Origin of the sequence: Paraurantiacibacter namhicola, from assembly GCF_001687545.1 — a bacterium.
Taxonomy (GTDB): domain Bacteria; phylum Pseudomonadota; class Alphaproteobacteria; order Sphingomonadales; family Sphingomonadaceae; genus Paraurantiacibacter; species Paraurantiacibacter namhicola.
This window is the reverse complement of record NZ_CP016545.1, coordinates 1373330-1399368: the sequence shown is the minus strand read 5'-3', so window position 1 is coordinate 1399368 and position 26039 is coordinate 1373330. Positions and strand designations below refer to the sequence as shown.

General features: G+C 63.1%; 23 protein-coding genes. 15 read left to right on the top strand and 8 right to left on the bottom strand.

What is annotated here, in order from left to right; genetic code table 11:
* Positions 1-13 precede the first annotated feature (13 nt).
* Both A6F65_RS06810 and smpB read right to left on the bottom strand, forming a co-directional pair.
* Complete coding sequence (locus A6F65_RS06810; protein ID WP_067787111.1) at positions 14-649, bottom strand: DUF2062 domain-containing protein; 636 nt, start codon at positions 647-649, stop codon at positions 14-16.
* A gap of 116 nt (positions 650-765) precedes the next feature.
* On the bottom strand, positions 766-1248 hold the full coding sequence (gene smpB, locus A6F65_RS06805; RefSeq protein ID WP_067787108.1) for an SsrA-binding protein SmpB: 483 nt from the start codon (positions 1246-1248) through the stop codon (positions 766-768).
* Between the two features lie 186 nt (positions 1249-1434).
* Here smpB and A6F65_RS06800 point away from each other — a divergent pair, with 186 nt between their 5' ends.
* On the top strand, positions 1435-3321 hold the full coding sequence (locus tag A6F65_RS06800) for an alpha/beta hydrolase family protein (RefSeq protein ID WP_237164783.1): 1887 nt from the start codon (positions 1435-1437) through the stop codon (positions 3319-3321).
* Positions 3322-3362: 41 nt separating this feature from the next.
* Here the strand turns inward: A6F65_RS06800 and dapA are convergent, their stop codons facing one another.
* Positions 3363-4244 carry a 4-hydroxy-tetrahydrodipicolinate synthase gene (gene dapA / locus A6F65_RS06795; protein ID WP_067787106.1) on the bottom strand — a complete coding sequence of 294 codons (882 nt, stop codon included), beginning with the start codon at positions 4242-4244 and terminating at the stop codon, positions 3363-3365.
* Positions 4245-4335: 91 nt separating this feature from the next.
* Here dapA and A6F65_RS06790 point away from each other — a divergent pair, with 91 nt between their 5' ends.
* Both A6F65_RS06790 and A6F65_RS06785 read left to right on the top strand, forming a co-directional pair.
* Positions 4336-6297: a lytic transglycosylase domain-containing protein gene (locus A6F65_RS06790; RefSeq protein WP_067787104.1), complete on the top strand. Its 1962-nt coding sequence runs from the start codon at positions 4336-4338 to the stop codon at positions 6295-6297.
* A 19-nt stretch (positions 6298-6316) separates the two neighbouring features.
* Positions 6317-6805: a GreA/GreB family elongation factor gene (locus tag A6F65_RS06785; RefSeq protein WP_067787102.1), complete on the top strand. Its 489-nt coding sequence runs from the start codon at positions 6317-6319 to the stop codon at positions 6803-6805.
* Between the two features lie 58 nt (positions 6806-6863).
* On the opposite strand, the gene A6F65_RS06780 is transcribed toward A6F65_RS06785, so the two are convergent.
* Both A6F65_RS06780 and A6F65_RS06775 read right to left on the bottom strand, forming a co-directional pair.
* Positions 6864-8618 (bottom strand): flotillin family protein, encoded by a 1755-nt coding sequence (locus tag A6F65_RS06780; RefSeq protein ID WP_418303122.1) that lies wholly within the window; start codon positions 8616-8618, stop codon positions 6864-6866.
* Positions 8619-8689: 71 nt separating this feature from the next.
* Positions 8690-9322 (bottom strand): YqiJ family protein, encoded by a 633-nt coding sequence (locus A6F65_RS06775; protein WP_067787097.1) that lies wholly within the window; start codon positions 9320-9322, stop codon positions 8690-8692.
* A gap of 185 nt (positions 9323-9507) precedes the next feature.
* On the opposite strand from A6F65_RS06775, the gene A6F65_RS06770 reads away from it, so the two are divergent.
* The 5 genes from A6F65_RS06770 (at position 9508) to A6F65_RS06750 (ending at position 14348) form a co-directional block, all read left to right on the top strand.
* Positions 9508-9993, top strand: a complete 486-nt coding sequence (locus A6F65_RS06770) for an invasion associated locus B family protein (protein WP_067787095.1) — start codon at positions 9508-9510, stop codon at positions 9991-9993.
* Positions 9994-10054: 61 nt separating this feature from the next.
* Complete coding sequence (gene rlmN / locus A6F65_RS06765; RefSeq protein WP_067787093.1) at positions 10055-11311, top strand: dual-specificity RNA methyltransferase RlmN; 1257 nt, start codon at positions 10055-10057, stop codon at positions 11309-11311.
* 4 nt (positions 11312-11315) lie between these two features.
* On the top strand, positions 11316-11915 hold the full coding sequence (locus A6F65_RS06760) for a class I SAM-dependent methyltransferase (RefSeq protein ID WP_067787091.1): 600 nt from the start codon (positions 11316-11318) through the stop codon (positions 11913-11915).
* Positions 11916-11961: 46 nt separating this feature from the next.
* Entirely contained in the window at positions 11962-14019 is a 2058-nt protein-coding gene (locus A6F65_RS06755; protein WP_067787089.1) for an NAD(+) synthase, read from the top strand.
* A gap of 59 nt (positions 14020-14078) precedes the next feature.
* Entirely contained in the window at positions 14079-14348 is a 270-nt protein-coding gene (locus A6F65_RS06750) for a hypothetical protein (RefSeq protein WP_067787088.1), read from the top strand.
* Here the strand turns inward: A6F65_RS06750 and A6F65_RS06745 are convergent, their stop codons facing one another.
* Positions 14349-15710: an ABC1 kinase family protein gene (locus tag A6F65_RS06745; protein WP_067790241.1), complete on the bottom strand. Its 1362-nt coding sequence runs from the start codon at positions 15708-15710 to the stop codon at positions 14349-14351.
* A 104-nt stretch (positions 15711-15814) separates the two neighbouring features.
* On the opposite strand from A6F65_RS06745, the gene A6F65_RS06740 reads away from it, so the two are divergent.
* Genes A6F65_RS06740 through A6F65_RS06730 form a run of 3 tightly spaced genes read left to right on the top strand, consistent with a single transcriptional unit; the run spans position 15815 to position 17974 of the window.
* On the top strand, positions 15815-16579 hold the full coding sequence (locus A6F65_RS06740; RefSeq protein ID WP_237164782.1) for an SDR family oxidoreductase: 765 nt from the start codon (positions 15815-15817) through the stop codon (positions 16577-16579).
* Positions 16576-17253 carry a cytochrome b/b6 domain-containing protein gene (locus A6F65_RS06735; RefSeq protein WP_067787086.1) on the top strand — a complete coding sequence of 226 codons (678 nt, stop codon included), beginning with the start codon at positions 16576-16578 and terminating at the stop codon, positions 17251-17253. The genes A6F65_RS06740 and A6F65_RS06735 overlap by 4 nt, the downstream gene beginning before the upstream one ends.
* Positions 17240-17974: a molybdopterin-dependent oxidoreductase gene (locus A6F65_RS06730; RefSeq protein ID WP_067787084.1), complete on the top strand. Its 735-nt coding sequence runs from the start codon at positions 17240-17242 to the stop codon at positions 17972-17974. The genes A6F65_RS06735 and A6F65_RS06730 overlap by 14 nt, the downstream gene beginning before the upstream one ends.
* Here the strand turns inward: A6F65_RS06730 and A6F65_RS06725 are convergent, their stop codons facing one another.
* Positions 17975-18412, bottom strand: coding sequence for a DUF1801 domain-containing protein (locus A6F65_RS06725; RefSeq protein ID WP_067787083.1), 438 nt, complete (start codon positions 18410-18412; stop codon positions 17975-17977). It lies immediately after the preceding gene.
* Between the two features lie 136 nt (positions 18413-18548).
* Between A6F65_RS06725 and A6F65_RS06720 the strand changes: the two genes are divergently transcribed.
* Positions 18549-19769, top strand: a complete 1221-nt coding sequence (locus A6F65_RS06720) for an argininosuccinate synthase (protein WP_067787082.1) — start codon at positions 18549-18551, stop codon at positions 19767-19769.
* A 758-nt stretch (positions 19770-20527) separates the two neighbouring features.
* On the opposite strand, the gene A6F65_RS06715 is transcribed toward A6F65_RS06720, so the two are convergent.
* Complete coding sequence (locus A6F65_RS06715) at positions 20528-21058, bottom strand: septal ring lytic transglycosylase RlpA family protein (RefSeq protein WP_237164781.1); 531 nt, start codon at positions 21056-21058, stop codon at positions 20528-20530.
* A gap of 354 nt (positions 21059-21412) precedes the next feature.
* On the opposite strand from A6F65_RS06715, the gene A6F65_RS06710 reads away from it, so the two are divergent.
* The 3 genes from A6F65_RS06710 (at position 21413) to A6F65_RS06695 (ending at position 25843) form a co-directional block, all read left to right on the top strand.
* On the top strand, positions 21413-22060 hold the full coding sequence (locus A6F65_RS06710; protein WP_067787080.1) for a hypothetical protein: 648 nt from the start codon (positions 21413-21415) through the stop codon (positions 22058-22060).
* A 1807-nt stretch (positions 22061-23867) separates the two neighbouring features.
* Entirely contained in the window at positions 23868-24860 is a 993-nt protein-coding gene (locus tag A6F65_RS12710; protein ID WP_157093080.1) for a sensor histidine kinase, read from the top strand.
* On the top strand, positions 24857-25843 hold the full coding sequence (locus tag A6F65_RS06695; RefSeq protein ID WP_067787076.1) for a response regulator: 987 nt from the start codon (positions 24857-24859) through the stop codon (positions 25841-25843). The genes A6F65_RS12710 and A6F65_RS06695 overlap by 4 nt, the downstream gene beginning before the upstream one ends.
* Positions 25844-26039: the final 196 nt, after the last annotated feature.

The window sequence follows — 26039 nt, the reverse complement described above, 5'->3', positions numbered from 1 at the left end:
GCGCTCGGCAGCTTCATGCCTCGTTCGCCCCACCATCACGCGGTGCGGCGGCCTTTCCTGCACCCGCGGCCACGGCAGCTGCGGCCTCGGCCTTTTCGCGCCTGCGCCACCGGCGACCGACCACAATGCGCCAGACCAGGCTGGACAAAAGGTAGGATACGGCGGCCCCCACGATGGCGAGTACGATGAAGCCGAACACGGTCACCAGCACGGTGATGCCAGCCCCTTCGAACAGCTCCAGGAACCATGACCAGCGCCCGCTGCTGATCTCGTCCTGCGCATAGCCGCCGGTCGTATGCTTATCGACCTTCAGGATGAATGCGCCCAGCTTGTTCGCCATCACCGCCCAGAATGGGAAGGTGAAGGGATTGGTGATGAATGTGACGAGCGCAGAAAGCGGCACATTCGCCCGCGCCGGCAGCGCCAGGAAAGCCGCGAGGAAAATCTGGCCGACCGGGATGATGAAGCCTGCGAACACGCCCAGCGCCACGCCGCGCGGGACGGACCGCCTTGTAAAGCGCCACAATTCCGGCGTCAGGAAGCGGTGGGCGATCGGCGCGAGATATTTGTTCTGCGCCATCTGGTCACGCGTGGGCGTGTATTTGCGGATCAGGTCCGCAAGGAAAGTCTTTGATTTGAAGCGGTCCATCACAGCCCACCCGCAATGGGGTGCAGCACGGCAAAGCGCAAGCGTATCCGGGGGCTTTTCGGCGGTGTGGTCATCACCTTCGATATGGGACGCGCTGCGCCCTTTGCCAGCAGGGATCAGCCGCGGTCGCGCATCAGGCGGGCCTTGTCCCGTTTCCAGTCCCGGTCCTTGATGGTCTGGCGCTTGTCATGCGCCTGCTTGCCCTTGGCCAGGGCCAGTTCGACCTTCGCCCGGCCGCGACCGTTGAAATAGACCGACAGCGGGACCAGCGTCATGCCCTTGCGCTCCACCGCGCCGAACAGCTTCTCGATCTCGCGCTCGTGCATCAGCAGCTTGCGCGGGCGCTTGGGCTCATGGTTGTTGCGGTTGCCGTGGCTGAATTCCGGGATGTTGGCATTGACCAGCCAGACCTGCCCATCGCGCACCTCGGCATAGCTTTCCTTGATGCTGCCCTGCCCGGCGCGCAGGCTCTTCACCTCGGTCCCGACCAGCGCGATGCCGGCCTCGAAGGTCTCGTCCACATGGTAATCGAACCGCACACGGCGATTGTCCGCGACGGTCTTCTGCTTGTCGAAGGTAGCTGGTTTCGGGCGTGCCATAAGGCAGGTGCACTTAGTGACCTCTTTGCCAAAGGCCAAGGACAAGCGGCAAACCGGCTTGCACAGGCCCGGCAATCGTGCCAGCTTTAGCCTTGATTACAAACGATTTTGGGTGGGGGCTCAAAGATGTTCCGGATTTTCTCGGCGTTCCTTGCGATCGTCATGCTCTGCTGCGGCCAGGCTGGCATGGCCCAGTCCGATACGCCCGATACGCCGCCTCCGCTGGAGGCTTACGGGGCCTTGCCCTTGATGAGCGATGCCGTGCTGTCCCCGGATGGCGAGAAACTGGCCGTTCTCGCGACCAAGCAGGGCAATCACGTCGTCCTTCTCTTCAATAAGGACATGAGCTTTATCCGGTCGATGTCCGTGGGGACCATCAAGGTTCGTTACATCAAATGGGTCGGCAATGACCGCATCATGCTGGTGGCCGGGCACACGCAGGAACTCGATGGATTTACCACCGACAAGGCCGAATTCTCCATTGCCCTGATCGCGCCGATCTTTGGAAACGGCCAGGTGCAGCGTGTCTTCGCCGACGAGGCAAAACTGGTCAGCTCTATCTTCGGCTCTTACGGAACGCGCCAGATCGATGGTGAATGGAACCTGTTCTTCGGCGCTTTGGAGCTACAGAACCAGAACGGGCGCTGGGTATTCGATCATGGGCGGCCGCACCTCTATCGTTACGAAGTCGGGAGCAGGACCAGCAAGCGTGTGGCGTCCGCCGGTCGCAGCGGGACGAACCGTGATTGGCTGATCGACGCGCAGGGTGAAGTCGCCGCGACTTTCGAAATCAGCCGCAATGATGGCGACTGGACTATCGAGAACGCAGACGGCGAGCGATTGGCGAAGGGCCGGCAGGAAGCAGGGCGCGTGGGCCTGGTAGGTCTGGGCTATGACGGGACATCCGTTATCTACGCCGAGTATGACGACGAAGGGAAAATGAACCTGTTCGAAGTGTCGCTGGAAGGCGGCGGTGCACAACCCTTCCTGCCCGGCGTCGACGTGGACCGGGTGCATTTCGACCCGGCAACCGGAAATCTGACAGGCTATGTCGACGAAAGCGGTGAGCCCTTCTTTGAAGACGCCGAGATGCAGAATGCCGTCTCATCGCTCAAGAACTCGTTCGACGATCTTCATTATCGGGTTCTCGACTGGGCGCCGGATTTCAGCATGGCGGTGGTCCAGGCGAGCGGAAGTGCGAACAGTGGCACGTATTATCTCGTAGATCTTGAGACCAACCAGGTTCGCGACATCGGCACCGAAAGGCCGGCCATCGCGCCGGACAAGGTCGGGTCGGTCACGACTTTCGAATATGTTGCGGCAGACGGATTGGAGCTGGACGGCATCCTCACATTGCCTCCCGGGATCGAGGCTAAGAACCTGCCGGTCATCATGCTGCCTCACGGCGGGCCATCCTCGCACGACAAGGAAGAATTCGACTGGTGGGCACAGGCTTTCGCGTCGCGGGGCTATGCCGTGTTCCAGCCCAATTTCCGGGGTTCCACCAATCGCGACGATGCCTTCAGGCGCGCTGGATACGGCCAATGGGGCCGGGCCATGCAGACCGATATTTCCGACGGACTGTCCGCCCTCGCCGAGGCTGGCATCGTCGATCCGCAGCGTGCCTGTATCGTCGGTGCGAGCTATGGCGGATATGCGGCGCTGGCGGGTGTGACGTTGCAGCAGGGCATTTACAAATGCGCTGTCGCCGTGGCCCCGGTGAGCGACATCGGCGACCTGTACAGCCAGGAATATCGGGGATCCGGCCGCCGGAGAGTGACGCGGACGGGGCTGCTGGACCAGCTGGGCCCGAAGGACGGCTGGAAGGCGGTGTCCCCGCTACGCTCGGCAGAGATGGCGGACGCGCCAATCATGCTGATCCACGGCGAAGACGATACGGTCGTGCCCTTCTCCCACTCCGAAAAGATGGCGGACAAGCTGAAGGATCACCGCAAGCCATACGAGCTCGTCACGCTGGAGGGCGAGGACCACTGGCTGTCGCTGTCCTCCACGCGCCAGCAGATGCTCGAGGCATCGCTTGCCTTCGTGCAGGAGCACAACCCGGCGAATTAGCGCGCGCTGATGCTCGCGCGCCTGGTGCTAGCTTCGCGCCCTCAGGCGATGCCGGCCGAGACCATGGCGGCATCGACTGCGGAGCGTGCGCTGTCGGAACAGGCCACGATGGGGCGGCGCACGTCGGGCAGCAGCCAGTCATGCAGCTTCGACAGGGCGTATTTCGCAGGTGCCGGGCTGGCATCGGCAAACATGGCGCGGTGCAGCGGATAGAGCGTTTCATTGAGGCCGCGCGCTTTTTCGAAGTCCCCCTCGGCGCAGGCGGCGTGGAATTCTGCGCACAGCTTGGGCGCGACATTTGCGGTGACCGAAATGCACCCGCTCTGGCCCAGTGCATAACCTGCCAGCGCCAGCGGATCGTCGCCGGACAGCTGGTTGAAATCCGCGCCCAGCCCCATGCGCTGTGTCACCACGCGCGACAGGTCGCCGCTCGCATCCTTCAGGGAGACGATGGACTTGGGATAGGCCTTGGCCAGCGCGATCACGGTTTCCGGCAATATATCCGTCACCGTGCGGCCCGGCACATTGTAAAGGACGATGGGCAAGTCGCTGTTTTCGGCAAGGTATCCGAAATGTTCGAGCAGGCCGGCCTGCGTCGGGCGGTTGTAATAGGGCGCGACGCACAGGCCCGCATCAGCGCCCAGTTCTTTGCTCACGCGCAAATGGTCCAGCGCCACCTCGCTGTCATTGCTGCCGCAGCCCGCAATCACCGGAACGCGGCCCGCCGCCTGCTCCACGCAGACTGCGATCACGCGGTGGTGCTCGGTGCGGTCCAGCGTCGCAGCCTCGCCCGTCGTGCCGCAGGGGACCAGCGCGCTCGATCCGTTCTCGATCTGCCAGTCGACGAACTTGCGGAAGGCCGCCTCGTCAAACGATCCGTCGCGAAAAGGAGTCACCAGGGCGGGTATCGAACCGGAAAACATTTGCATCGCTCCTGCATCGTCTATGAAGGCGATCCGGCCACGAGCGCGTGGCGAATTTCATTCAGCGCCTGATAAGGAGCCGTTCGGCATCATGTCCAGCATGGTTCGCACTACACTCGCTTTCGCAGTATCCGCCCTCCTGCTTTCCTCCGCCAGCCCGGCCCTCGCCCAGTCGGGCGCGCCGCAGGGTTATGACGCAGGCGATTACGATCAGGCACGCGCCAACATGGTCGCCCGCGCGCCGGGCCGCATGGCGCCTGCCATCGCGCAGTGGGAACAGCTGACGGCGGGCGGGCAGTACACGTTCGACGCCTACGCCAACTTCCTGTTGGCCTATCCCGGCTTCCCGCTGGAAAGCAGCTTGCGGGTGAAGGCGGAATCCCGGCTGGACGAGGAATACGTGCCCGCTGGCCGCCTTGTGCAGTATTTCGACCGTTTCCCGCCGCTGACCAACAATGGCCGCGCGCAATACGCCATCGCGCTGGCGCAGGTCCGGCCCGACGCTGCCATGGCGATGGCGCGAGAGGCCTGGCGCGGCGGCAAGATGAGCGAGACGGCGGAAGCCAACATTGCGTCGCGTTACGGCAATGCCTTCACCCAGGCGGACAACGACGCGCGCATGGATGCCCTGCTGTGGCAGCGCGAGCCCGATGCCGCCGCACGCCAGCTCTATCGCACCACGCCCGCTGCCCAGCCGCGCTTTGCCGCGCGCCTTGCGATCCTGCAGGGCGGCGACGGGGCAATTGCCGATGGCGGCGCACTGATGGATCCGGGCTACCTCTGGAACCGCAGCCGCGAATTGCGGCTTGAGGGGCGCCCCTCGCAGGCCGTTTCCATGCACGCCAACCGCGCCCCGCTGGCCGCATTGCCGTTCGACGAGACGGCATGGGTCGAGGAAGTCCTTGCCGTCGCAAAGATCGCGGGTGCCCGCGACAGCGTCACCATCGCGGGCAAGGTTGACGATGCCTTCCCCGCCGGGACGGACATCTCGGCCAAGCCGTACAAGCTGCGCGACGATTACACGACGCTGATGTGGCTGGGCGGCACGAACGCCCTGTGGCAGCTGGGCGACGGACGCGCAGCGGCTCCGCTGTTTTACCGCTACGGCGCAGCAGCGCGCACCCCGCAGACCCGCTCAAAGGGCTTCTTCTGGGCGGGCGAGGCTTCCGCGCGTGGCGGGGACCGGGAAAGCGCGAACCGCTATTGGGAAATGGCGGCGCAATATCCGGACCGCTTCTACGGCATGATGTCGCTGAACCGGCTGGGCCGCGCCGTGCCCATGCCGCCGCCCGTCCCGCAGGTTTCACCCACACCGGAAGAGCGCGCCGCTTTCCAGTCCGACCCGCTGACCGCGGCGACGGTCGAGGTATCCCGCACCGCGCCCTGGCGCACCGGTATCCGCTTCTATCGCGAGATCGCCAACCGGGCGGATACGCCGGGCGAGCACATGCTGGTGGCAGAACTCGCCCGCGATATCGGCCGCCGCGACCTGGCGGTGAACATGCACGATGCCGCTGCCGCCGATGGCCACCAGGATTTCGTGCGGCTGGGCTTCCCGGTTCTGAACACGCCGCCAGGCACGGACTGGACGCTGGTCCACGCTATTACGCGGCAGGAAAGCCAGTTCGCCCAGAACGCCATCAGCCACGCAGGGGCACGCGGCCTGATGCAGCTGATGCCGGCCACCGCGCGCGAAGAAGCGGGCAAGGCGGGCATGGCGTACATGACCAGCAGCCTGATCGACGATCCGCGCTACAACATCCGCCTTGGCAGTAACCACATCCAGCGTCTGCTGGCCTATTACGATGGCAGCTACCCGCTCGCCATCGCGGCTTACAACGCAGGCCCCGGCAATGTGAACAAGTGGCTGCGGCGCAATGGAGACCCGCGCACCGGCTCCATCAGCTGGGAGGCGTGGATCGAGCAGATCCCGTTCTTCGAGACGAAGAATTACGTGCAGCGCGTGCTGGAAAACGCCGTCGTTTATGAGCTGCTTTATCCCGACCGCGCGACCTATGGCCGCAGCCGCACCCTGCAGGAACTGATGCGCTGACCCGGCGCAGCGCCCCGCTGTGAAGCCGGCATCCAATCCGATCACCCCGGCAGGCCTTGCCGCGCTGAAAGCCCGCTATGACCACCTGCTGGGCACGGAGCGTCCGGCCATCGTGGAGGTGGTCAGCTGGGCGGCGGGCAATGGCGATCGCAGCGAGAATGGCGATTACCTTTATGGTCGCAAGCGCATGCGCGAAATCGACCGCGAACTGGCGCACCTATCGCGCCGGATGAAGGCCGCGCGCGTGGTCGACCCGTCGCAGGCCCCGGACAAAAGCCGCGCCTTCTTCGGCGCAAGGGTGACCATGGTGGACGAGAAAGACCGCGAGACGACCATCACGCTGGTCGGCGATGACGAGCAGGATGCCGGCAATGGCCGCATCGGCTGGTCCAGCCCCATGGCCCGCGCCCTGCGCGGTGCAGCGGTGGGCGATCTGCGTACCGTGCGCCTGCCTGCTGGCGAAATGGAGTGGGAGGTGCTCTCCATCACCTATCCCGAACCGGAATAGAGCAAAAAAAAGGGCCCCTCGCTGCTGCGAGAGGCCCCGATTTTGGGTCAGCCTGGCGTTACTCGGCAGCTTCTGCCGTGCCGCCTGGCTTCTTCTTGCCGGACTTCTTGTCGCTCTCTTCCGACGTGTCGGCATTGAACAGCGAGGGCATGTCCGCCCCTTCCGCCAGTCCGGCATCATTGGCGAAGCCTTCCGCCTCCACCTTGGCCGCGCCTGCGACCAGCGTGTTGAGGCTGGATCCGTCGAGGCCCAGTTCTTTCATCAGCCCGTCCAGCACCGGCGCCTGCGCGCGGTAGGATAGGGCTGCAGCCACGGCATCGTTGGCAAGGTTGCCCGAGCCGCCTGAGCCGCCCGCACCTGTGCCGTTTCCGGCAGCCGGACCGCTCTTCTGCGTAAGGCCATCGACCTGCACGATCTTGATGGAATCGATTGCTTCCATCGGCTTCGCGCTTTCGCGGATGACTTCCGGCAGGACCTTCAGCAGGGCCAGCTTCGTCTGCAGGCTGATCTGCTCCATGGAGAGGATATTGGCAGCCTCGTTGATGGCCTGCTGGCCGGCTGCCTCCACTTCGAAGCGGACGCGCGCGGCTTCGGCCCGCAGCTTCTCGGCTTCCGCCTCACCTTCGGCCTCGCGGCGCAGGGCTTCGGCGCGGTTGGACGCGGCATCGCGCTCCGCCTCGGCTTCTACCTTCACGCCGATGGCTTCGCGCTCGGCCTGCTTGGCCGCCTCGATCAGCTCGATCTTCTTCTGGCGCTCGGCGATCTCGCTTTCACGCGCAGTCGCGACCTGCTCCTCGGCAGCCACCGCCTTGGCACGCGCGGCATCGGCTTCCGCTTTGGCCTGGCTTTCCTCGCGGGACTTGTTCTGCACCGCGATCTGCTGCTCCTGCCGTGCGATTTCGAGCGCGCGGACCTGGTCGATCCGGCGTTCTTCCACCAGCTTGTCCGCCTCGATCTGCTGTGCGTCGACCAGCTTCTTCGCCTCGATCCGCGCGGCATCGGCTTCCCGCTGGCGCTCGGCCTGCTGGCTGGCGATTTCGGACATCTGCGAAGCACGGCGGATTTCCACCTCGCGCTCCTGCTCCAGCCGGGCATATTCGGTGTCGCGGCTGATTTCGAAGCTGCGGGCATCGGCTTCGAGGTTCTTGGCCTCCATCTGCACGCGCGTATCCTGCTCGATGTCGTTGCGCAGTTTCTTGCGCGCCTCGATCTGCTCGGTCAGCTTGGTCAGGCCTTCGGCATCGAAGGCGTTGTTGGCGTTGAAGTGCTCGATGCTGGTCTGGTCGAGACCGGTCAGCGAGACAGATTCCAGCTCCAGCCCGTTCATGGCGAGGTCGTTGGACGATACCTGCTGCACCTTCTGCACGAAGTCGGCGCGCTGCTCGTGCAGCTCATTCATGGTCATGCCGGCGGCCACACTGCGCAGTGCGTCGACAAATTTGCCTTCCACCAGGTCCTTCAGCATTTCGGGCTGCATGGTCCGGTGGCCCAGCGTTTGCGCGGCCATGCCGATGGCTTCGGCGTCGGGCTTCACGCGGACGTAGAATTCCGCCTTCACGTCGATCCGCAGGCGGTCGAGCGTAATCAGCGCCTCCGCATCGCGGCGGATGACAGAGAGCACCAGCGTATTCATGTTGACCGGCATGGTTTCGTGGAAGATCGGGAAGACGAGCGCGCCCCCGTTCATCACGACCTTTTCCCCGCCGACGCCCGTGCGGACGAATGCGGTCTCCTTGGAAGCCCTGCGGTAGAGCTTGATGAGGAAGAGGAAGATTGCGAAGACCGCAATCACGGTGCCGATTATGCCGACCATGCCGGCGTCAAACAGGTTTTCCATATTTTCTCCTTATTGTTATGTTGTTGCGGGCGCGTGACAGCGATCTGTCAGCCCGTTGGGGAGAGCTTCCGCTCCGCAGAAGGCTGGCCGTAGAACAGCTGCCCCTCGCGGCGGACGAGCAGGACTTCCTGCCCTTCGCCGACTTCCCCGGTTCCTTCGTGCGGTTCCATCATCACGTGATGCGACTGGCCGTGCCGGTCATAGACCCTGGTGCGCGCGGGCGAGCCGCGGCGGGCCGTGCCCGTCGTGACGATACCGCGGCGCCCAACCAAGCTCTGCAGGCCAACCGCGCTGGTCTCGTCCTTCGGCATCAAATGCCCGATGGGTCGCGCCACAACGGCCGTGGCCGGTATCGCGCCGCCCGCGCTGAACAGCGCGGCGAGCCAGGGGAACAGCGCCGATCCTGTCAGGTCAGCCGCAAGCGCCTGGATCCCCATGCCGAGCACGGCGAAGATCAGCAGGAAGACAACCAGCCACACGAACAGCGGGACCTTGCCCAGCCCCAGGATCGACAGGATAGCCCCGCCAAACCCGGCCGATGTCGGGTCTCCCACGCCATCGGCATCCAGATCGGCATCGAAATCGTAATCGCCCATGCCAACCAGCTGCAAAACAAGCAGGAGCCCCATCAATCCAAACGCGATTGCAAAAGGCAGATTATAGTCGGCAAACAGGCTCATCTCATCCCGCCGTGCAGCGAAAACTGCCGGCGCCTCCGTGTATTATCCGGGTTTTGTCGGAAACCCCACTCCGTCCCATTCATATAGCAGCAAGGTGCCGGATTTTCCAGAAAAACCGGTAAATTCGGACACGATTTTCGGGCGGTATCTTGGCGCGGAGGCCATAGTTTCGTAACGGTCTTGGGGTGCCCGATTGCAAGCTCATCATCGGCCTTATCGGCCTCGCCATTGCGGCGCCGCTTTCCGCCAAGGACAGCCTTGGCGTGTTTGGCAATTGGGGCGCGTTTCGCGATCCGCAGGTGCCGCGCTGCTATGCCATTGCGGCAGCGCAGGATGCAGGCGGCGATTACCGCGCCTTTGCCAGCGTGGGGACATGGCCGAAGCGCAGTGTGCGCGGGCAGGTGCATTTCCGCCTCTCGCGCGCGGTGGCGGCAGATGCGGATATCATGCTTCGCCTTGGCTCCGCATCCTTCAGCCTGACGGGCGGCGGAGGCGATGCGTGGGCGCAGGATCGTCAGATGGACGCGGCGATCGTTGCTGCCATGCGCTCTGCCGGATCCATGACCGTTAGCGGGCGCGACCGGCAGGGGCGGCGCTTTACCGACCGATACAGCCTGCAGGGCGTTGCCACCGCCATGGATGCGGCCACCGTGGGATGCGCCCGCAGCTGAGCGGCGCTGACAGGGCAATTCGCGGTGTAAATCGCGGCGCAGATGCCATATAGGGCGCGCCATGCCCGATACTGCACTCATGCCGATCGCCGGACAGGTCGATCCCGTCACCACTGCGCGTGACATCACGCCGCGCGAAGACGGCCGCCTGGACCTGCTCGGCCTGCCCAAGAAGCGCATCATGGCGCTGTTCGAGGAAGCGGGGCTGGATACCAAGCAGGCGAAGCTGCGCGCAAAGCAGGTGTTCCACTGGATCTACCACCGCGGCGTGACCGAATTCGCGGCCATGACGGACATCTCCAAGACCATGCGCCCGTGGCTGGACGAGCGGTTCATCGTGGGCCGCCCCGATGTGGTGGAGGCGCAGCATTCCACCGACGGCACGCGCAAATGGCTGTTGCGAACCGATGACGGCCATGATTTCGAGATGGTCTTCATCCCCGATGCCGATCGCGGGACCTTGTGCGTGTCCAGCCAGGTCGGCTGCACGCTCAATTGCACCTTCTGCCACACCGGCACCATGCGCCTCGTGCGCAACCTTACGCCGGGCGAGATCGTGGGCCAGGTCATGCTGGCGCGCGACGCGCTGGGCGAATGGCCCAAGGGCAAAATGGACGTGGCCGACGAGGCCGACGAGGCGGATTACTCGTCCGACGGACGCCTGCTGACCAACATCGTGATGATGGGCATGGGCGAGCCGCTGTACAATTACGAGAACGTCAAGGGCGCGCTCTCCATCGTGATGGACGGCGAAGGCCTGGCCCTGTCCAAGCGGCGCATCACCCTGTCCACCAGCGGCGTGGTCCCGCTGATGCAGAAATGCGGCGAGGAAATCGGCGTGAACCTTGCCGTGTCGCTGCATGCGGTGACCAAGGAAGTGCGCGACGAGATCGTGCCGATCAACCGCAAGTATGGCCTCGAGGAATTGCTGCAGGCTTGCGCCGATTACCCCGGCGCCTCCAACGCTCGGCGCATCACGTTTGAATATGTCATGCTGAAGGACAAGAACGACAGCGATGACGACGCGCGCGAGCTGGTGCGGCTGATCAAGCAGTACGGCCTGCCTGCGAAGGTGAACCTGATCCCCTTCAACCCCTGGCCGGGTTCCGCTTACGAGTGCAGCGCGCCCGAGCGCATCCGGTCCTTCTCCAACATCGTGTTCGAACATGGCATCAGCGCGCCGGTGCGCACCCCGCGCGGGCGGGACATTGATGCAGCCTGCGGCCAGCTGAAAACCTCGGCAGAGAAGAAGAGCCGCGCCCAGCGCGACCGCGAGGCTGCCGCCGCGGAGGCAGAGGCCGAGGCGCAGGAAGCCTGAAGCCATGGATTACGCGGACCGGACCATCGGGCATTACCAGTCCAGCGTCCCGTATTATTCGCACGCTTTCGATAGCAGCCACAGCCGGTTCCTGGACGGTTTCCTCGACGCGCTTCCTGCGGGCGCGCATGTGCTGGAACTGGGCTGCGGGACGGGCCGAGATGCTTCGCGCATGCAGGAGCGCGGCTTCACCGTGGATGCGACGGACGGCACGCCCGCCATGCTGCGCAAGGCATCCGAACGCTACGGCATAAAGGCGCGCCTGATGCGCTTTGGCGAACTGGACGCCGAAAGCACGTATGACGCGGTCTGGGCGCACGCCTGCCTGTTCCACGTCCCGCTGGATCAACTCGGCAACATCCTCGCCCGCATTCTGCGCGCCCTGAAGCCCGGCGGCCTGTCTGAGGCCAGCTTCAAGACCGGTGAAGACGAAGGCGTGGACGAGCGCGGCCGCTACTTCGCCCTGACCCCGGCTGACCGGCTGGAGCAGCTCTACCGGGATCAGGACTTCGAAGTCCTCGATAGCCGCGAGTGGCAGGGCAAGGGCGCGGACGGTGCAGTCAGGTCATGGGTTTCCATCCGCGCACGCAAGCCTGCGGGTTAAAGCGCATTTTTACCCATCCGGCGGATTTTGGCGCTAAGGCAGTGACATGAGCGACCAGGACCACGCATTCTTCGACATGCATCGCCACGGTTTCGTGCGCATCGCCACCGCAACCCCTGCGGTCCGGACGGCGGATGTCGCCTTCAACCGCGACGCTATCATTGCCGAGGCAAAGAAGGCGCATGCGCAGCACTGCGACCTGGTCGTCTATCCAGAGCTTTGCGTGACCGGATATGCCATCGACGACCTGCATTTGCAGGGCGCGATGCTGGATGCAGCCGAAGCTGCCATCGTGGCCATCGCCGAGGCCACCGCAGGCCTTTCGCCCGTGCTGGTCATCGGCGCGCCGCTGCGCCGGAATGGCAAGGTCTACAATTGCGCGCTGGCCGTCGCGAACGGGCGCGTGCTGGGCGCCATCCCCAAGAGCTTCCTGCCCAATTACCGCGAATTTTACGAGAAACGCTGGTTCGCCCATGGCCGCAACTGCCAGGGGCTGGACATCCGCATCGGCGAGGACAGCGTCCCGTTCGGGACGGACGTGATATTCGCGGCGGACAACCTCCCCGGCTTCACCTTTGGCGTTGAGATATGCGAGGATTTCTGGAGCCCCAACCCGCCCGGCACGCTGGCCGCGCTGGCGGGCGCGACGATCCTCTGCAACCTTTCCGCCAGCCCCATCACCATCGGCCGCGCGGACGATCGCAGGCTGCACTGCCGCTCCAGCTCCGCCCGCTCCATCTGCGCCTATGCCTATTCCGCCAGCGGCCACGGCGAGAGCACGACCGACCTCGCGTGGGACGGACAGGGCGTGATTTACGAGCTGGGCGAACTGATGGCCGAGAGCGTCCGGTTCGAGCTGGAGCCGGAACTGTGCGTCACCGATATCGACACGCAGCGCATCCTGAACGAGCGGATGCGCAACCAGACCTTCTCCGACGCAGCCGAACATGAAGGCCGCCCGGAAGACTGGTATCGCCGCATCGCCTTCACCCACGCCCATGCCGGCGGCAATATCGGCCTGCAGCGCCCCGTGCGCCGCTTCCCCTTCGTGCCCAATCGCTTGAACGCGCTGGACGAGGATTGTTACGAGGCCTTCAACATTCAGGTCGATGCGCTGATGCGGCGGATCACGGCGACGGGGGCGAAGAGCCTCGTCATCGGTATCTCCGGCGGCCTCGATTCCACCCACGCCCTGCTGGTGGCCTGCAAGGCCTGCGACCGCCTCGGCCTGCCGCGCACGACGATCCGCGGTTACACCATGCCCGGCTTCGGCACGTCGGATGGCACCAAGTCCAATGCATGGATGCTGATGGAGGCAACCGGCATCACGGCGGAAGAGATCGACATCGTCCCCGCCGCGCGCCGCATGCTGGAAGACATCGGCCACCCCTTCGCGGATGGCGAGCCGGTCTACGACACCACCTTCGAAAACGTGCAGGCGGGCCTGCGCACCGATTACCTGTTCCGCCTGGCGGGGCAGCATTCCGGCTTCGTGATCGGCACGGGCGACCTCAGCGAGCTGGCGCTGGGCTGGTGCACCTATGGCGTGGGCGACCAGATGAGCCATTACGGCGTCAATTCCGGCGTGCCCAAAACGCTGATCCAGTACCTGCTGCGCTGGGCGGAACGGACCGACCAGTTCGACCCCGGCGTGGACAAGGCTCTGGAGGATGTCCTCAACACCGAGATCAGCCCCGAGCTGGTCCCGGCCGGCGAGGACGGCTCCATACAGAGCACGGAAAGCATGATTGGCCCGTATGAGCTGAACGACTTCTTCCTGCACCACATCCTGCGCTACGGGCAGTTGCCGTCCAAGGTGGCCTTCCTGGCGTGGCACGCGTGGAAGGATGCGGACGCCGGCAGCTGGCCTGCCGATTTTCCGGATGGGCGCAAGAACGCATACGACCTGCCCACCATCCGCAAGTGGCTGGAAAAGTTCCTCTGGCGCTTCTTCCAGTTCAGCCAGTTCAAGCGCAGCGCCATGCCCAACGGACCCAAGGTTTCGGGCGGCGGCGCACTGTCCCCGCGCGGGGACTGGCGCGCACCGAGCGATGCTGTGGCCGATGTCTGGCTGGACGAACTGCGGAACGAAGTGCCGGAATAGGTGATTTGATTGGCCGTGCAGCGCGCTCTCTTGCTGCCAAACCTGCTGGAGGACCATTGATGAAGACCCTGCCTTTTGCCCTTATTGGCGCTCTCGCCCTCGCTGCCTGCTCCGAAAAGACGCAGGATAGCGCAGAAGAAATGGTTGAATCCGCAGCTGCCGATACCGCAGCCAATGCGGAACAGGTGCTGTCGGACGGCGCGGAAGCGGCCGGGAATGCGGCAGACAACCTCCAGGCCGAAGTGCAGGAGACCGAAGCGGAAGCCGCCGCCAATGCCGGTGATACCCCGCCCCCGCCCGAAGTTCCAGACGATTACGCGGCCGAGTGATCAGCCCGCCGGATAGCGCTCCAGCGCGTCCGCAATCATCCCGCGCACATCAACCCGCGCCTTCAGCCGGGCGGCCAGCAGCGCCGTGCCGCTGATCTTGCGCTGCACGAAGACCATTTCGGCGGGTGGCAGGTGCCATGCCTCGCGGTCCTCGGCCACGCTCATGCCCTGTTCGCGCAGCACGCCGATGAACGCGCGGTCGCCGAAGTCGAACTTGCCGGGCTTGTTCGCCTCGGCAAGGATCACGTCGATCATGTCGTCCACCACAACTTGGTGCTTGCGCGCTGCGGCATCGTTCATGAAGCCCGCCGCCACGGCAGCGGCGCGGATTTCCGCCTTGTCCCCGCCCAGCCCCGCGCGCAGCATCTGGCGGTAAGCGTCCACGATATCGGGCGCGAGTTCGCGCGTTGCGCCGAAATCAAGCAGCACCAGCCGCCCGCTCTCGGGATCGAAGCGGTAATTGGCGAAATTGGGATCTGTCTGCATCAGTCCGAATTCGAACAGTTCGCGCAGGACCAATCCGATAAGGCTTTCCATCGCGGTATCGCGCACCTCCTGCGGGGCGCTCTCCAGCGCTTCGATCGGCTCTCCGGGCAGGAAGTCCATAGCCAGGATCTTGTCGGTCGTCAGCGCCTCGACAGGGCGCGGGACGAGGTAGCTGTCCTCACCTTCCAGCAGGTTGGCGTAGCGGGTCATCATCGCGGCCTCGCGCTGATAATCGGCTTCCTCGTGCAATTGGCGCTTCGCCTCTGCCAGCAGCGGGGCGATATCCAGCTCCTTGGGCAGCAGGCCTGAAATCCGCAGCAAGGTCGCGACATTGTCGATGTCTGAATCGATGGAGGTTGCAACGCCCGGATACTGCACCTTGATCGCCAGCTCGCGCCCGTCCGGCAGGATGGCGCGGTGCACTTGCCCGATGCTGGCGGCGGCCATGGGCTTGGGCCCAAATTTCGTGAACTGCCTGCGCCAGCCCTTGCCCCATTCGGCAATCAAGACCTTGTTCAGCTGGCCCGGCGGCATGTGATCGGCGTTTTCGCGCAGGCGCGCCATGATTGCGGACAGCTCCGGCGGCAGGAAATCGCCTGCATCCATGCTGACCATCTGGCCCAGCTTCATCGCTGCGCCGCGCAGGTGCGAAAGCTTGTCCGCCACCCGCATCACATTGCCGGGCGTCAGCATCATGTCGCGCATCCGGGGCCGCTCGCCTGCGGCCAGCCGCCGCGCGCCTTCCGCCAACATGCCGCCCGCTACGCCCGAGGCGAGCGCCCCAAAATGCGTGAAGCGCGCACCGCGTCCGCTGGGGATCGCCTTGCCCTCGTATGCCTCGAACTCGTCGTCCGTATCGCTGGTGTCCCGTGCCATGCTCACAAAGCGTGCCAGCGGCATCGGTGTTCCCAAGCCGCCCCTTCCCTTCGCGCCCATCTTGCTGCCATAGGGTCCGCAATGGCGATCGAAGGAACCAGCTCTTGCCGATAGACGCGCCCGTGGTGCTCGTTACCGGAGGTGCGCAGCGCCTTGGCGAATGCATCGTGCGGCGCTTTGCCGATGCCGGCTGGCACGTGGTCATCCACTGCAACACATCGCGCGATGCCGCGGAAGACCTGGCTCGCGAATTGCCGAGCGCAGAAGTCGCCCAGTGCGACCTGACCGATACGGGCAAGATGGCGGAAATGGTGGAGCGGCTCGCCGCAAGTCACACGGACTGGCGCGTCACCGTCAACTGCGCGTCCGTGTTCAAGCCGGACGGTGCCCACGCGCTCGATCCGGCCACCAACATGCGCGCCATGCAGGTAAACGCCCGCAGCCCCGCCATGCTGGCGCAGGCCTTCCTGTCAGGCAGCCGCGCGGCCTCGCCCCGCCGCGTCATCAATGTGACCGACCAGAAATTGGCCAACATGAACCCGGACTTTTTCAGCTACACCATGTCGAAGGCTGCCTTCTCCGCCGCCTCGCAGATGCTGGCGATGGCCTTCCCGCAGGACCGCATCACCTCGCTCGCACCCGGTGCCATCCTGCCGAGCCACGACCAGAGCGAGGAAGAGGCCGAGCAATCGCACCGCCTGAACCCGCTGGACCGCCGCACCGCAGCGAGCGAAGTGGCCGATGCGGCCTATTTCTTGGCGACAGGGCCGGTGGCGAGCGGACAGCACATCTATGTCGATTCCGGCCAGTACCTTTGCGATCAGGACCGTGATGTGATCTACCTTGCGCGGGAGGATGAGGACGCATGAGGAAACGCCACGGACTGGGCACGCGGCTATGGCACTGGATCAACGCGGTCGCGCTGATCGTGCTGTTCATGAGCGGGCTGAACATCTCCAATGCGCACCGATACCTCTATTGGGGTGAGTGGGGCTTTTCGCCCGACCAGGCTTGGCTGGCCGTCCCGAGCTTCCCGGGCTGGATGACCATCCCCGATTATTACAGCCTGGCCGCGGCGCGCGACTGGCATGTCGTCTTCTCATGGGTGATGGCGGTGGCGCTGACGGGCTACTTCATCGTCTCGCTGATCAACCGGCATCTCCAGCGCGACATGCGCACCACGCTGCGCGAATGGAAACCGGCCAATATCTGGCAGGACATCCGCAGCCATCTGCGGCTGGATTTCGACCATGGCGAGGGGAAGTACAACTTCCTGCAGAAGGCCGCCTACGGCCTCGTCCTTTTCATCCTGCTGCCGGGCATGATCTTCACCGGGATGGTGATGAGCCCGGGCATGGAGGCTGCGATCCCGTGGATGACGGATCTGTTCGGCGGACGGCAGAGCGCGCGCAGCATCCATTTCATCTTCGCCTTCGCCCTGTTCGGCTTTTTCGTCCTGCACATCGTGCTGGTGCTGCTGGCAGGGCCCATCGGGCAATTGCGCGACATGATTACGGGAGGGCGCGAAGATGAGAAGGCGTAACCTGCTGGCCGCCGGCGCGGCCTTCTTCGCCGCCGGATGCAGCAAGATCGGCAAGACCGACTGGTTCGGCGCCATCGTGGATAGCGCGACGAGCTGGCACAAGTTCAGCCACCGCGCCATCGGCAGCCTGCCCCTGGCCCCGGAATACGACCGGGCGGACGTGTCCCCCTTCTTCCGCGGCAATGGCTCGCAGACCGTGGACACGGACGCTTACCGTGCTGCGCTGGAAAGCGGCTTTGCCGACTGGACGCTGAAAGTGTCCGGCATGGTGGACCGGGAGCTGGATCTGTCGCTCGACATGCTGAAAGCCCTGCCCCAGCGCACGCAGGTGACGCGGCACGACTGCGTGGAAGGCTGGAGCGCAATCGGCGAATGGACCGGCCCGCAGCTTGGCACGATCCTGGACATGGCCGGCATACGCTCCGACGCGCGCTTCGTCCTGTTCCGCTGCGCCGATACGCTGAACGGCGCCGAGTATTACGAGAGCGTGGACATGGCCGATGCCATGCATCCGCAAACCATCGTCGCCCATGCCCTCAACGGCGAAGCCCTGCCCGAACGCAATGGCGCGCCCCTGCGAGTCCGGATCGAGCGGCAGCTGGGCTACAAGAGCGCGAAATACCTGACCGGCGTCGAAGTGGTAGACACGCTGGAGGGCATCGGCGGCGGAGAAGGCGGATATTGGGAAGACCGCGGCTACCAGTGGTATGCCGGGATCTGATCATTTCGGATAACGCCGCCGCATTTCCTCGTAGTCGCGGCGGATCATCCGCTCCAGCACGTCCACGTCAATGTCGGCCAGCTTGTTGATGTACAGGCAGCTCTTGCCGCGCGAATGCTTGCCCAACTGCTCCAGGTCCTTTGCGTGGTCATCGCCCGTCACCGAATCGCAATAGCCGCCCATCAGGTACAGCGAGTGCTTCGCCTTACGCGGGCTGAAGCCGGTGCGTAGCCAGTGGACCTGGCGGCCGCTTTCGTAAGTGGTGCGATATTCGCCGTAACCGATGATGCTCGGCCCCCACAGGCGCGGCTCCTCGCCGGTGACCTTGCGGAACAGGGCGTCCAGCACCTTTGCTTCCTCGCGCTTGCGCTCAGGCTCCACGCTGTCGAAGAATTGGTCGACGCTTTTGCCCGTGGGTATTGTCTTTGGCTCTGCCATGCGCCGCAGGATGCACCCGGCGGGCCCTCTTCGCAAGCTGGCGCAAAAGCCGCCCTATCGCAGCCCATGGTCGAAGCCACATTGCCCGCCGCGCATCCAATTGGTAGCGGCGCTGGCAGCAAAGCAAGGAAGCATAATGTCCAAAGTCTCGCGCGTCGTCCTCGCCTATTCCGGCGGCCTCGATACCTCCGTCATCGCGAAATGGCTGGAAGTTGAGCGCGGCTGCGAAGTGGTCACCTTCACCGCAGACCTCGGCCAAGGCGAGGAAATCGAGCCCGCGCGCGAGAAGGCCCGCGCCATGGGGATCCCGGACAAGCACATCTATATCGAGGACCTGCGCGAGGAATTCGTGCGCGACTTCGTCTTCCCGATGATGCGCGCCAACGCCCGCTATGAAGGCGATTACCTGCTGGGCACGTCCATCGCCCGCCCGCTCATTTCCAAGCGGCTCGTCGAGATCGCCCGCGAGACGGACGCCGATGCCATCGCACACGGTGCCACCGGCAAAGGCAACGACCAGGTCCGCTTCGAACTGTCTGCCTATGCCCTCGCCCCGGATATCCAGGTCATCGCACCCTGGCGCGAATGGGACCTCACCAGCCGGACCGCGCTGATCGAATGGGCGGAGAACCACCAGATCGCCGTCCCGAAGGACAAGCGCGGCGAAAGCCCCTTCTCCACCGATGCAAATCTCCTGCACACCTCTTCCGAGGGGAAGGTTCTGGAGGATCCGTGGCAGGAAACGCCGGACTACGTCTATTCCCGCACGGTCAACCCGGAAGACGCGCCGGACACGCCGGAATACATCACGCTGACCTTCGAGACGGGTGACGGTGTTGCGCTCAATGGCGAGACCATGTCGCCCGCGCAGCTGCTGACTGCGCTGAACGATCTGGGCCGCAAGCATGGCATCGGCAGGCTCGACCTGGTCGAGAACCGCTTCGTCGGCATGAAGAGCCGCGGCATGTATGAGACGCCCGGTGGCGAGATCTACGCCCGCGCGCACCGCGGCATCGAACAGATCACGCTGGATCGCGGCGCCGCGCACCTGAAGGACGAGCTGATGCCGCGCTATGCGGAGCTGATCTACAATGGCTTCTGGTTCAGCCCGGAACGCGAAATGCTGCAGTCCGCCATCGACCACTCGCAAGCGCGCGTGAATGGCGAGGTCCGACTGAAGCTCTACAAGGGTAATGCCGATGTCGTCGGCCGCCGCAGCCCGGACAGCCTGTATTCCGAAGCGCATGTCACCTTCGAGGACGATGCCGGTGCATACGACCAGGCCGATGCCGCCGGCTTCATCAAGCTGAACGCGCTGCGCCTCCGCCTGCTGGCCAATCGCGACCACCGGGACTGATCTCGGGGATTTCCCGCCGTCGCGTAACTTTATTGCGTGATTGCGCCGAACCGTTGACTTATCCACCCTTGTCCACTGGCAATATGAAAGAAAGTGGATAACTCGACGCTCGCGCCCTTGCCGCGACTCGGTTTGCCGCGCATCTTCAACTCATCGGAAGCGGGGATTGGCCCTTCGGAAAGACGGCGTAACGGCCCGATGGAAGAAGGGATTTTGGAACCGCATCCGGGGCGACGGCGAAATGCCACGCGGAAGAGCAAAGGCAGCGCAGCCATGCGTTACATGGCAAGCGAACCGGAGTGTTGAGACCGCACAGGCGCAAAGTTGCGAAAGGTCGATTATCCCATCGGCATCGATGGTTGGTGCAATCGCAAGAGCGCATAAACCGCTTGAGAAGCCAAAGCGATAAACGATCTCGGAACCGCCGGGCGGCAAGGGATGGATCTTCGGATCGAACCCGGCCCCCGACGGAACCGGCGCCGGCGCGAGCGCCGGGCGACACGCCGCCAGGCTCATCCCTTCGGGGTTGGCTGCGGCAGCGATACGCCGGGCGTCAAGTCTGGGTCTTCGGAACCAGCCACACGGCGGCGAGAGTGGGGTCGATCTTCGGATCGGCCCCATTTTCTTTGCGCGGCCTATCTAATCAGAGCTTGTGTCTCGAATGCGAGCAAAGCGCGATTATCCGGTGGCGCGGCGCGTCACTGCAATGCGTCAGGTCCTGCAGGAAAGCCCTTTTTGCGGGGCAGCCTTCGCGGCGGTTACTCGACGATTTCCATTGCCACGCGGCCATGGCCGGCGCGCACGATGCCGATTTCCTCTGCCGCGCCGCGCGAAAGGTCGATCGTGCGGCCGCGGATGAAGGGCCCGCGGTCGTTGATGCGCACAATCACGCTCTTGCCGTTGCGGGGGTTGGTCACGCGCACGCGCGTGCCGAAAGGCAGCGTCTTGTGCGCGGCCGTCATCTCGCGCGGATTGAAGCGTTCGCCATTTGCCGTCAGCCGGCCTGCGAAGCGCGCGCCGTAATAGCTTGCAACGCCCATGCCCAACGAGCGGCCTGAGCGGGGCTCCGGCTCCACTTCCAAAGGCGGGTCGAAGGTGTCGAGCCGCACGGCATGCGGCGGGATTGCGCCCGGGTCTACATCGCCCGAATAAGCCTCGAAGCCTTCTTCGAACGACACTTCGGACAGCTGCGCCTCATCGGAGGGCACGAACCGCGCTTCGCCGTCCACGCCGCCAATCGCGGACGAGACAGCTGGCTGGTCCTCCACGGGCACTGTCTGCGCGTTCACGGCTGCCAGGCTCAGTAGGCCTGCACCCAGTGTGATGCTGCGAAACCACATTGATCATGCTCCCGTCCGATGACGTTGGCGGGCCAAATAGCCGTTCGGGGCCGTTCACCGAGTCCGAAAGCGACGAGCCGAGGGGCATTTACGACCGGATTTCGCTGATATTATCGGCCTTTTTTGCCCCAGAATGGCAGATTTGCGCGGGTTCCCGAGCAGTTCCCGCGTCAAATCCGGTAGTTTCTCCCGAACCGCCGCAAACCGTCTCTCCAGTCCCATTTGCGGCAATTTGGCCAATCGCGGCTTGCCCTGCCCTGACTTGCGCGGCATCGTCCGGCGCTCTGGCAGAGGACGGGGGCCATGGAGCAGATCAACGAATTCCAGTATATTTTCGAGCTGTTCACGCTGCTTATCAGCCTCGCGGTGGCGGAGATGCTGCTGGGCTTCAGCCGCATCCTGAAACTGCGCGCCCGCCGCAAGGCCGGCGTCGACCCCGCCGCGCGCAAGGTGAAGGTCGGCTGGCTGGTCCCGCTACTAGGCCTGCTGGTGCTGGTGGACCTCGGCACCTTCTGGAACATCGTGTGGATCACGCGCGACGTGCTGGACATGCAGATGGCCACCGTCTTCGGCGTGCTGATCCTGATCGGCGGGTACTACCTCGTTGCCACCCTCGTCTTTCCGGACGAGCCCGAGCTGTGGCCCGATTTCGACGCCTATTACTGGCTGCAGAAGCGCTTCGTGGTGTGGGGCATGTTCGCCATCAACGTCGCTGCGCAAGTGGCCATCGCGCTGCTCGGCGCAACCCCCTCGGCCGAGGAGCAGGGCGCGATCCTGGCCCAGCACCCCTGGTTCCTCCTCGCGGGCATCTTCATCTTCCTGTCCATGCCGGCCTTCGTCTGGTTGGCGTTGAGCAAGGGGCGCAGGACCAACATCGCGCTGATGCTGTTCATCATCTTCGTCCAGTTCTTCTACGCCCTCACGGCCTGGGGCATCGAGGGACTGTTCTGAGCCCATCGCCGCGATAGCCTCGGCCACGGCGTCCTCCCGCGTGTAGGTCCACCACTCGGGCACGCCGTTCTCGAAGGCCCAGAGCTGTACCATCTCGGCCTCGCAGGCCGCCTCGAAGCCGTCCACCTGCTCGTGCGGTTTGGGAGCGCCCGCTGGCCGCGCTGCCTCGAACCGCCTGAGGCGATTGCCCAGCCACTGGCAGTCCGCCTCGGTCAGCTCCACGCGCGGGTCCGCCTCCGCATCGAGACACCGCCCGCCGCAGTCCGGACAGGGCTCGCCGGGGCAAGGTGTCACAGGTGTTACAGTGTCCAGTGCGGATTTCCCGCCCGGCTCGTCCTGAGCCGATTTTCCATCCCGCCCGTCCTGAGCTGTTCCGAGGACGTTGGCACGCTCAGCCTCGCGCTCAGCCTCCCTGGCCGCAACCCCCGCCGGATCCGCGACCAGCTCGCGCTCCGCCTGGGCCTGGCGCAGGGCCGCGGGGTCGAGCTGCGCGGGCAGCGCCGCATCCACCGCCCCGCCGGAGCGCAGCGCGTCGATCGCCTCGTCCAGCAGCGGGAGCGTGGCGGCCACGTCCAGCCGCTCCGCCATGCGGTCCAGCCGGCCAAGATGCGCCAGCAGCAGCCGCGCGTCATAGCGACGCCGCTTGGCCACCTCCTCGCCGTGATAGAAGACCGTCTCCTCCACCCCGTGGATCGCCCGCTCCGCCAGCTCGCTTTCAGCCACATGCCGCGCCGCGACGAGCGCCGCATCCCAGCCCCGCGCAAACCCCGCATGCCGCCGCCGCGCCCGATAAGCCGCCTGCCGCGTCACGCCCGCCCGCTGGCACGCGGCCGAGACATTGCCGAGCACCTGCATGCTCTCCAGAAACGCCGCCATCTGCGCCGCCCCCATGGCGACCGGCTGCCCGGTGTCGGAGCGAGGGATGTCGGGGGTGGTAGAGGAGGTGGGTACGAGCTCGCTCATGCTTCACCTCCGGCATCGGTTGAACGCGCTGGTCCGGCGCGCCGCAGACGCGCCGCAAGGCCGACCGGCCGCCCGAGCTTATGCGAGGAAGCCAAGGGGCGCGGACGCGCCCCGCCCGGCGTTTGAGGTCCAAAACAAATGATCATGTCTGCGTCCTTGCGCGATGGTTCGAGAGAACCGCGCAGGGAGGCATGGTGGCGGGGGTGTAGGAAAGGGAAAGTTCGTGTATTCTAGACGGCTTTGCCAAATCCAGGAGGCCCCAATGTCCCGAAGTCGACGCCGAACACCAAAGACACCTGTCACCAGCGCCAAGAGCGAAAAGCGCTACAAGGCGCGCGAACACCGGCGCGAGCGTGCCGCCGTGCGCGCCAGTCTCGCAACTGGCGATGACGTCCCGCCTGCAAAACTATTCGGTAATCCTTGGAATGGCGACAAGGACGGCAAGCTCTACCAACCTGACGCCGCTTCGGCGCGCAGGAAATAACCTCGACCCCGTCGCCCCGGACCCCTGAGCCGCGGCCCCGCTTCCTTCATCCGTGGCTTCGCAAAAGGGGTGAGAAATTTAGTATACTGCCCCCGAAACTCCCTGCCCCCGGAACTCCGAATATGACGTGCATCTTGTGCGCAAGATACAAAAGTCCTGCCCAGTGAGGCAACTCGGTGCGCGGTAGGAACGCGAAGGTCCCGCATCCGCTTCACTACCGCTCGTTCTTAAATTCAGACAAACTTGCGCATGAAGCCAAATCCGCTTGCCTGCTGGCGTGGATCGGAACTCGAACCTTTGATGCGATTGACCTTCAATCAAATTCATTTTCTATAGGACTTGGCGCTCAAGGAGACACGTGTGCTTGATGAAATCCAAACTCTCACATTCTTGGCGGCGGCTCTCGCCGCATTTTCGGCGTTCTTCTCAGGCTATTTGATCCTTCGAACGCGGAAAAACACGCAGTTTGAGATCGAAGAAATCAGATGGTTGATGAGAAAAATAGCTGCCGACTCTGCTAATCAGCAAGCACTCTCATTACCGCGCTCAGCGTCAGTGGAAGACGACCCCTTCGACCTTCAAGTTCGCAGCTATATTCATGAGCTAACAGGTTTACGAAATGAAAATGCTCGCCTGTCGGCAAAGCTATATGAACTGCTTGATCAGCCTTCCCAGAATACTGCCAGGTCATTAAATGATAGAGATACTCATGAGCAGGTCCAAAAAGACTTAGCTCGTGATATAAATCATGCCTTGAAAACGCCACTTTCGCGTTTGGACACTGCCTCAGCTTTGTTGGAAGCAAACGTACTTGATCCACTCGAAGCATCCCAAAGAATAAATAATGCTACCCAGCTTTGCTATTATTACCTCAATTCATTTCGGTCTTTATCTGTGGACTACTCGCCGGGATCTGACACGGATCATCTTGATTTCAACGAAAGCGTACGAAAGGCAATTAGGATCTACACTTCCGATTCAGGAAAGGACTTGGGCCTTCAGCTTAATGTTCCGGTGTCTGTCTCGGCTGTAGCGGATTACTACGCAATCGCCACGTTGATGCCCTTGATAGAAAACGCTGTCGAGGCTTCGCCAGACGGCGGTGAAATAAAAGTGACCGGAAAAGAAGTCGATGGTGAACTTCGGATAGAAATCAGCAATCACTTCAATGAGACTCCTCCGCGAAATTTTGAAGATCGCGGCGTGTCCAGCAAGCCCCATAAGTCAAACGAAGGATTAGGAATTGCTATCGTGCGAGCCTTCTTGGACCCACTATTAGTGGGTGATCTACAGTTTCGGGTACAGAAAAAAGAAGGAATTCTGACAGTATTAGTGAGGATGAAAGCTCGATGAACGATATTAGAGTCCTGTGCGTTGATGATCTGCAAGGCTTAGCAGAAGATTATGCGAAGCTGATAAAAACCAAGACTGGTCTTAATTCTATTGGTGTCTCAAATCCGGATGAAGCGCTCAGCCTATTGGATGCGCATCCAATCGCGATAGTTGTCCTCGACCAGCGCATGCCGCAAATGTCTGGAACTGAACTCTATGAGCGGATGCTGAAGAAAGCGCCTCGGCTAAAAGCAATAATGCTGACCGGCGAGGCGAGTAAACACGAAGCCATCGGTGCATTACAAATTTTGAATTACGTTCGCGTAATCGACAAGTCGCAAATTGAAGAACTGGGACCTGCCGTTGAGATCGCCCATGCGCGCGCAGAGGCCGCGAGAGCAATGGAATTCGACGAAGTAGAAATTGCGAAAACCGGTATCCCTTGGCTGCCCCTCTTCAGAGGTTCAATATTCTACTTGCAGGGCATAGAAATACTAGAGGACTCGCACGTTCCAGACAAAGAATGGAGATATATTGACGAGATCAATGCGGGGCAGAAAAAGTCTATTGAATTTCAATTTCTTGATAAGATTCAGATCACCAGAATTTCTGAGGTCAACACTTCGATTGAAAGTCAGAACGCTGGAAGCATCGATTTAGGGAGGTTTGCCAAGCTAGAGACTTCGCTTAATTCTCGGATTGCATCTCGGCTGCAAACTCAGCAGTTGCTGGAAAGGGAAGTACGAACCACTTTTAACCAAACGATTGAATTACCGCCAGAGCCAAATGACCCTTCAGAACAGGCTATCAAGGCACGTTCATTTTACATCGGCCCAGAAACCATTCGCTTGAGGCTAAGGCTAAAAGAGCATAATCTAAATGCGGATATGCAAATGGTATATTTTCTTACGGCATCGCATCGCACCGGACAGTTTTTTAAGAAACAAGTAGATACACTTACGGATGGAACTCAACAAGAACGAGTAATCGCACGGTTACCCTAGTGACGTGCGCACGATTGCACATTCATCAACATGTCCGCGTACGCCCAGTGAGAACCGGGGCGCAACTAAGTCAACAACGTCTGTGGCTACCAAGGGCACTGATTTTGTTTCGCAGCCTGCCCACATAACCGGCCCACAATGCATTTGCGAAGCTTCGGGTTCTGCTGCTTGTCAACAGGAACCAGTTTCACTCGGC

Excerpts from the sequence above, each read along its gene's own strand:
- A6F65_RS06725 (WP_067787083.1), bottom strand. The coding sequence starts at position 18,412 with ATGGCAGAGCCAAAGACAATACCCACGGGCAAAAGCGTCGACCAATTC.
- A6F65_RS06730 (WP_067787084.1), top strand. The coding sequence starts at position 17,240 with ATGAGAAGGCGTAACCTGCTGGCCGCCGGCGCGGCCTTCTTCGCCGCC.
- A6F65_RS06760 (WP_067787091.1), top strand. The coding sequence starts at position 11,316 with ATGGATTACGCGGACCGGACCATCGGGCATTACCAGTCCAGCGTCCCG.
- A6F65_RS06745 (WP_067790241.1), bottom strand. The coding sequence starts at position 15,710 with ATGGCACGGGACACCAGCGATACGGACGACGAGTTCGAGGCATACGAG.
- A6F65_RS06790 (WP_067787104.1), top strand. The coding sequence starts at position 4,336 with ATGTCCAGCATGGTTCGCACTACACTCGCTTTCGCAGTATCCGCCCTC.
- A6F65_RS06710 (WP_067787080.1), top strand. The coding sequence starts at position 21,413 with ATGGAGCAGATCAACGAATTCCAGTATATTTTCGAGCTGTTCACGCTG.
- A6F65_RS06720 (WP_067787082.1), top strand. The coding sequence starts at position 18,549 with ATGTCCAAAGTCTCGCGCGTCGTCCTCGCCTATTCCGGCGGCCTCGAT.
- A6F65_RS06800 (WP_237164783.1), top strand. The coding sequence starts at position 1,435 with ATGGCCCAGTCCGATACGCCCGATACGCCGCCTCCGCTGGAGGCTTAC.
- A6F65_RS06780 (WP_418303122.1), bottom strand. The coding sequence starts at position 8,618 with ATGGTCGGCATAATCGGCACCGTGATTGCGGTCTTCGCAATCTTCCTC.
- A6F65_RS06750 (WP_067787088.1), top strand. The coding sequence starts at position 14,079 with ATGAAGACCCTGCCTTTTGCCCTTATTGGCGCTCTCGCCCTCGCTGCC.
- rlmN (WP_067787093.1), top strand. The coding sequence starts at position 10,055 with ATGCCCGATACTGCACTCATGCCGATCGCCGGACAGGTCGATCCCGTC.
- dapA (WP_067787106.1), bottom strand. The coding sequence starts at position 4,244 with ATGTTTTCCGGTTCGATACCCGCCCTGGTGACTCCTTTTCGCGACGGA.
- A6F65_RS06735 (WP_067787086.1), top strand. The coding sequence starts at position 16,576 with ATGAGGAAACGCCACGGACTGGGCACGCGGCTATGGCACTGGATCAAC.
- A6F65_RS06755 (WP_067787089.1), top strand. The coding sequence starts at position 11,962 with ATGAGCGACCAGGACCACGCATTCTTCGACATGCATCGCCACGGTTTC.
- A6F65_RS06695 (WP_067787076.1), top strand. The coding sequence starts at position 24,857 with ATGAACGATATTAGAGTCCTGTGCGTTGATGATCTGCAAGGCTTAGCA.
- A6F65_RS06775 (WP_067787097.1), bottom strand. The coding sequence starts at position 9,322 with ATGAGCCTGTTTGCCGACTATAATCTGCCTTTTGCAATCGCGTTTGGA.
- A6F65_RS06810 (WP_067787111.1), bottom strand. The coding sequence starts at position 649 with ATGGACCGCTTCAAATCAAAGACTTTCCTTGCGGACCTGATCCGCAAA.
- smpB (WP_067787108.1), bottom strand. The coding sequence starts at position 1,248 with ATGGCACGCCCGAAACCAGCTACCTTCGACAAGCAGAAGACCGTCGCG.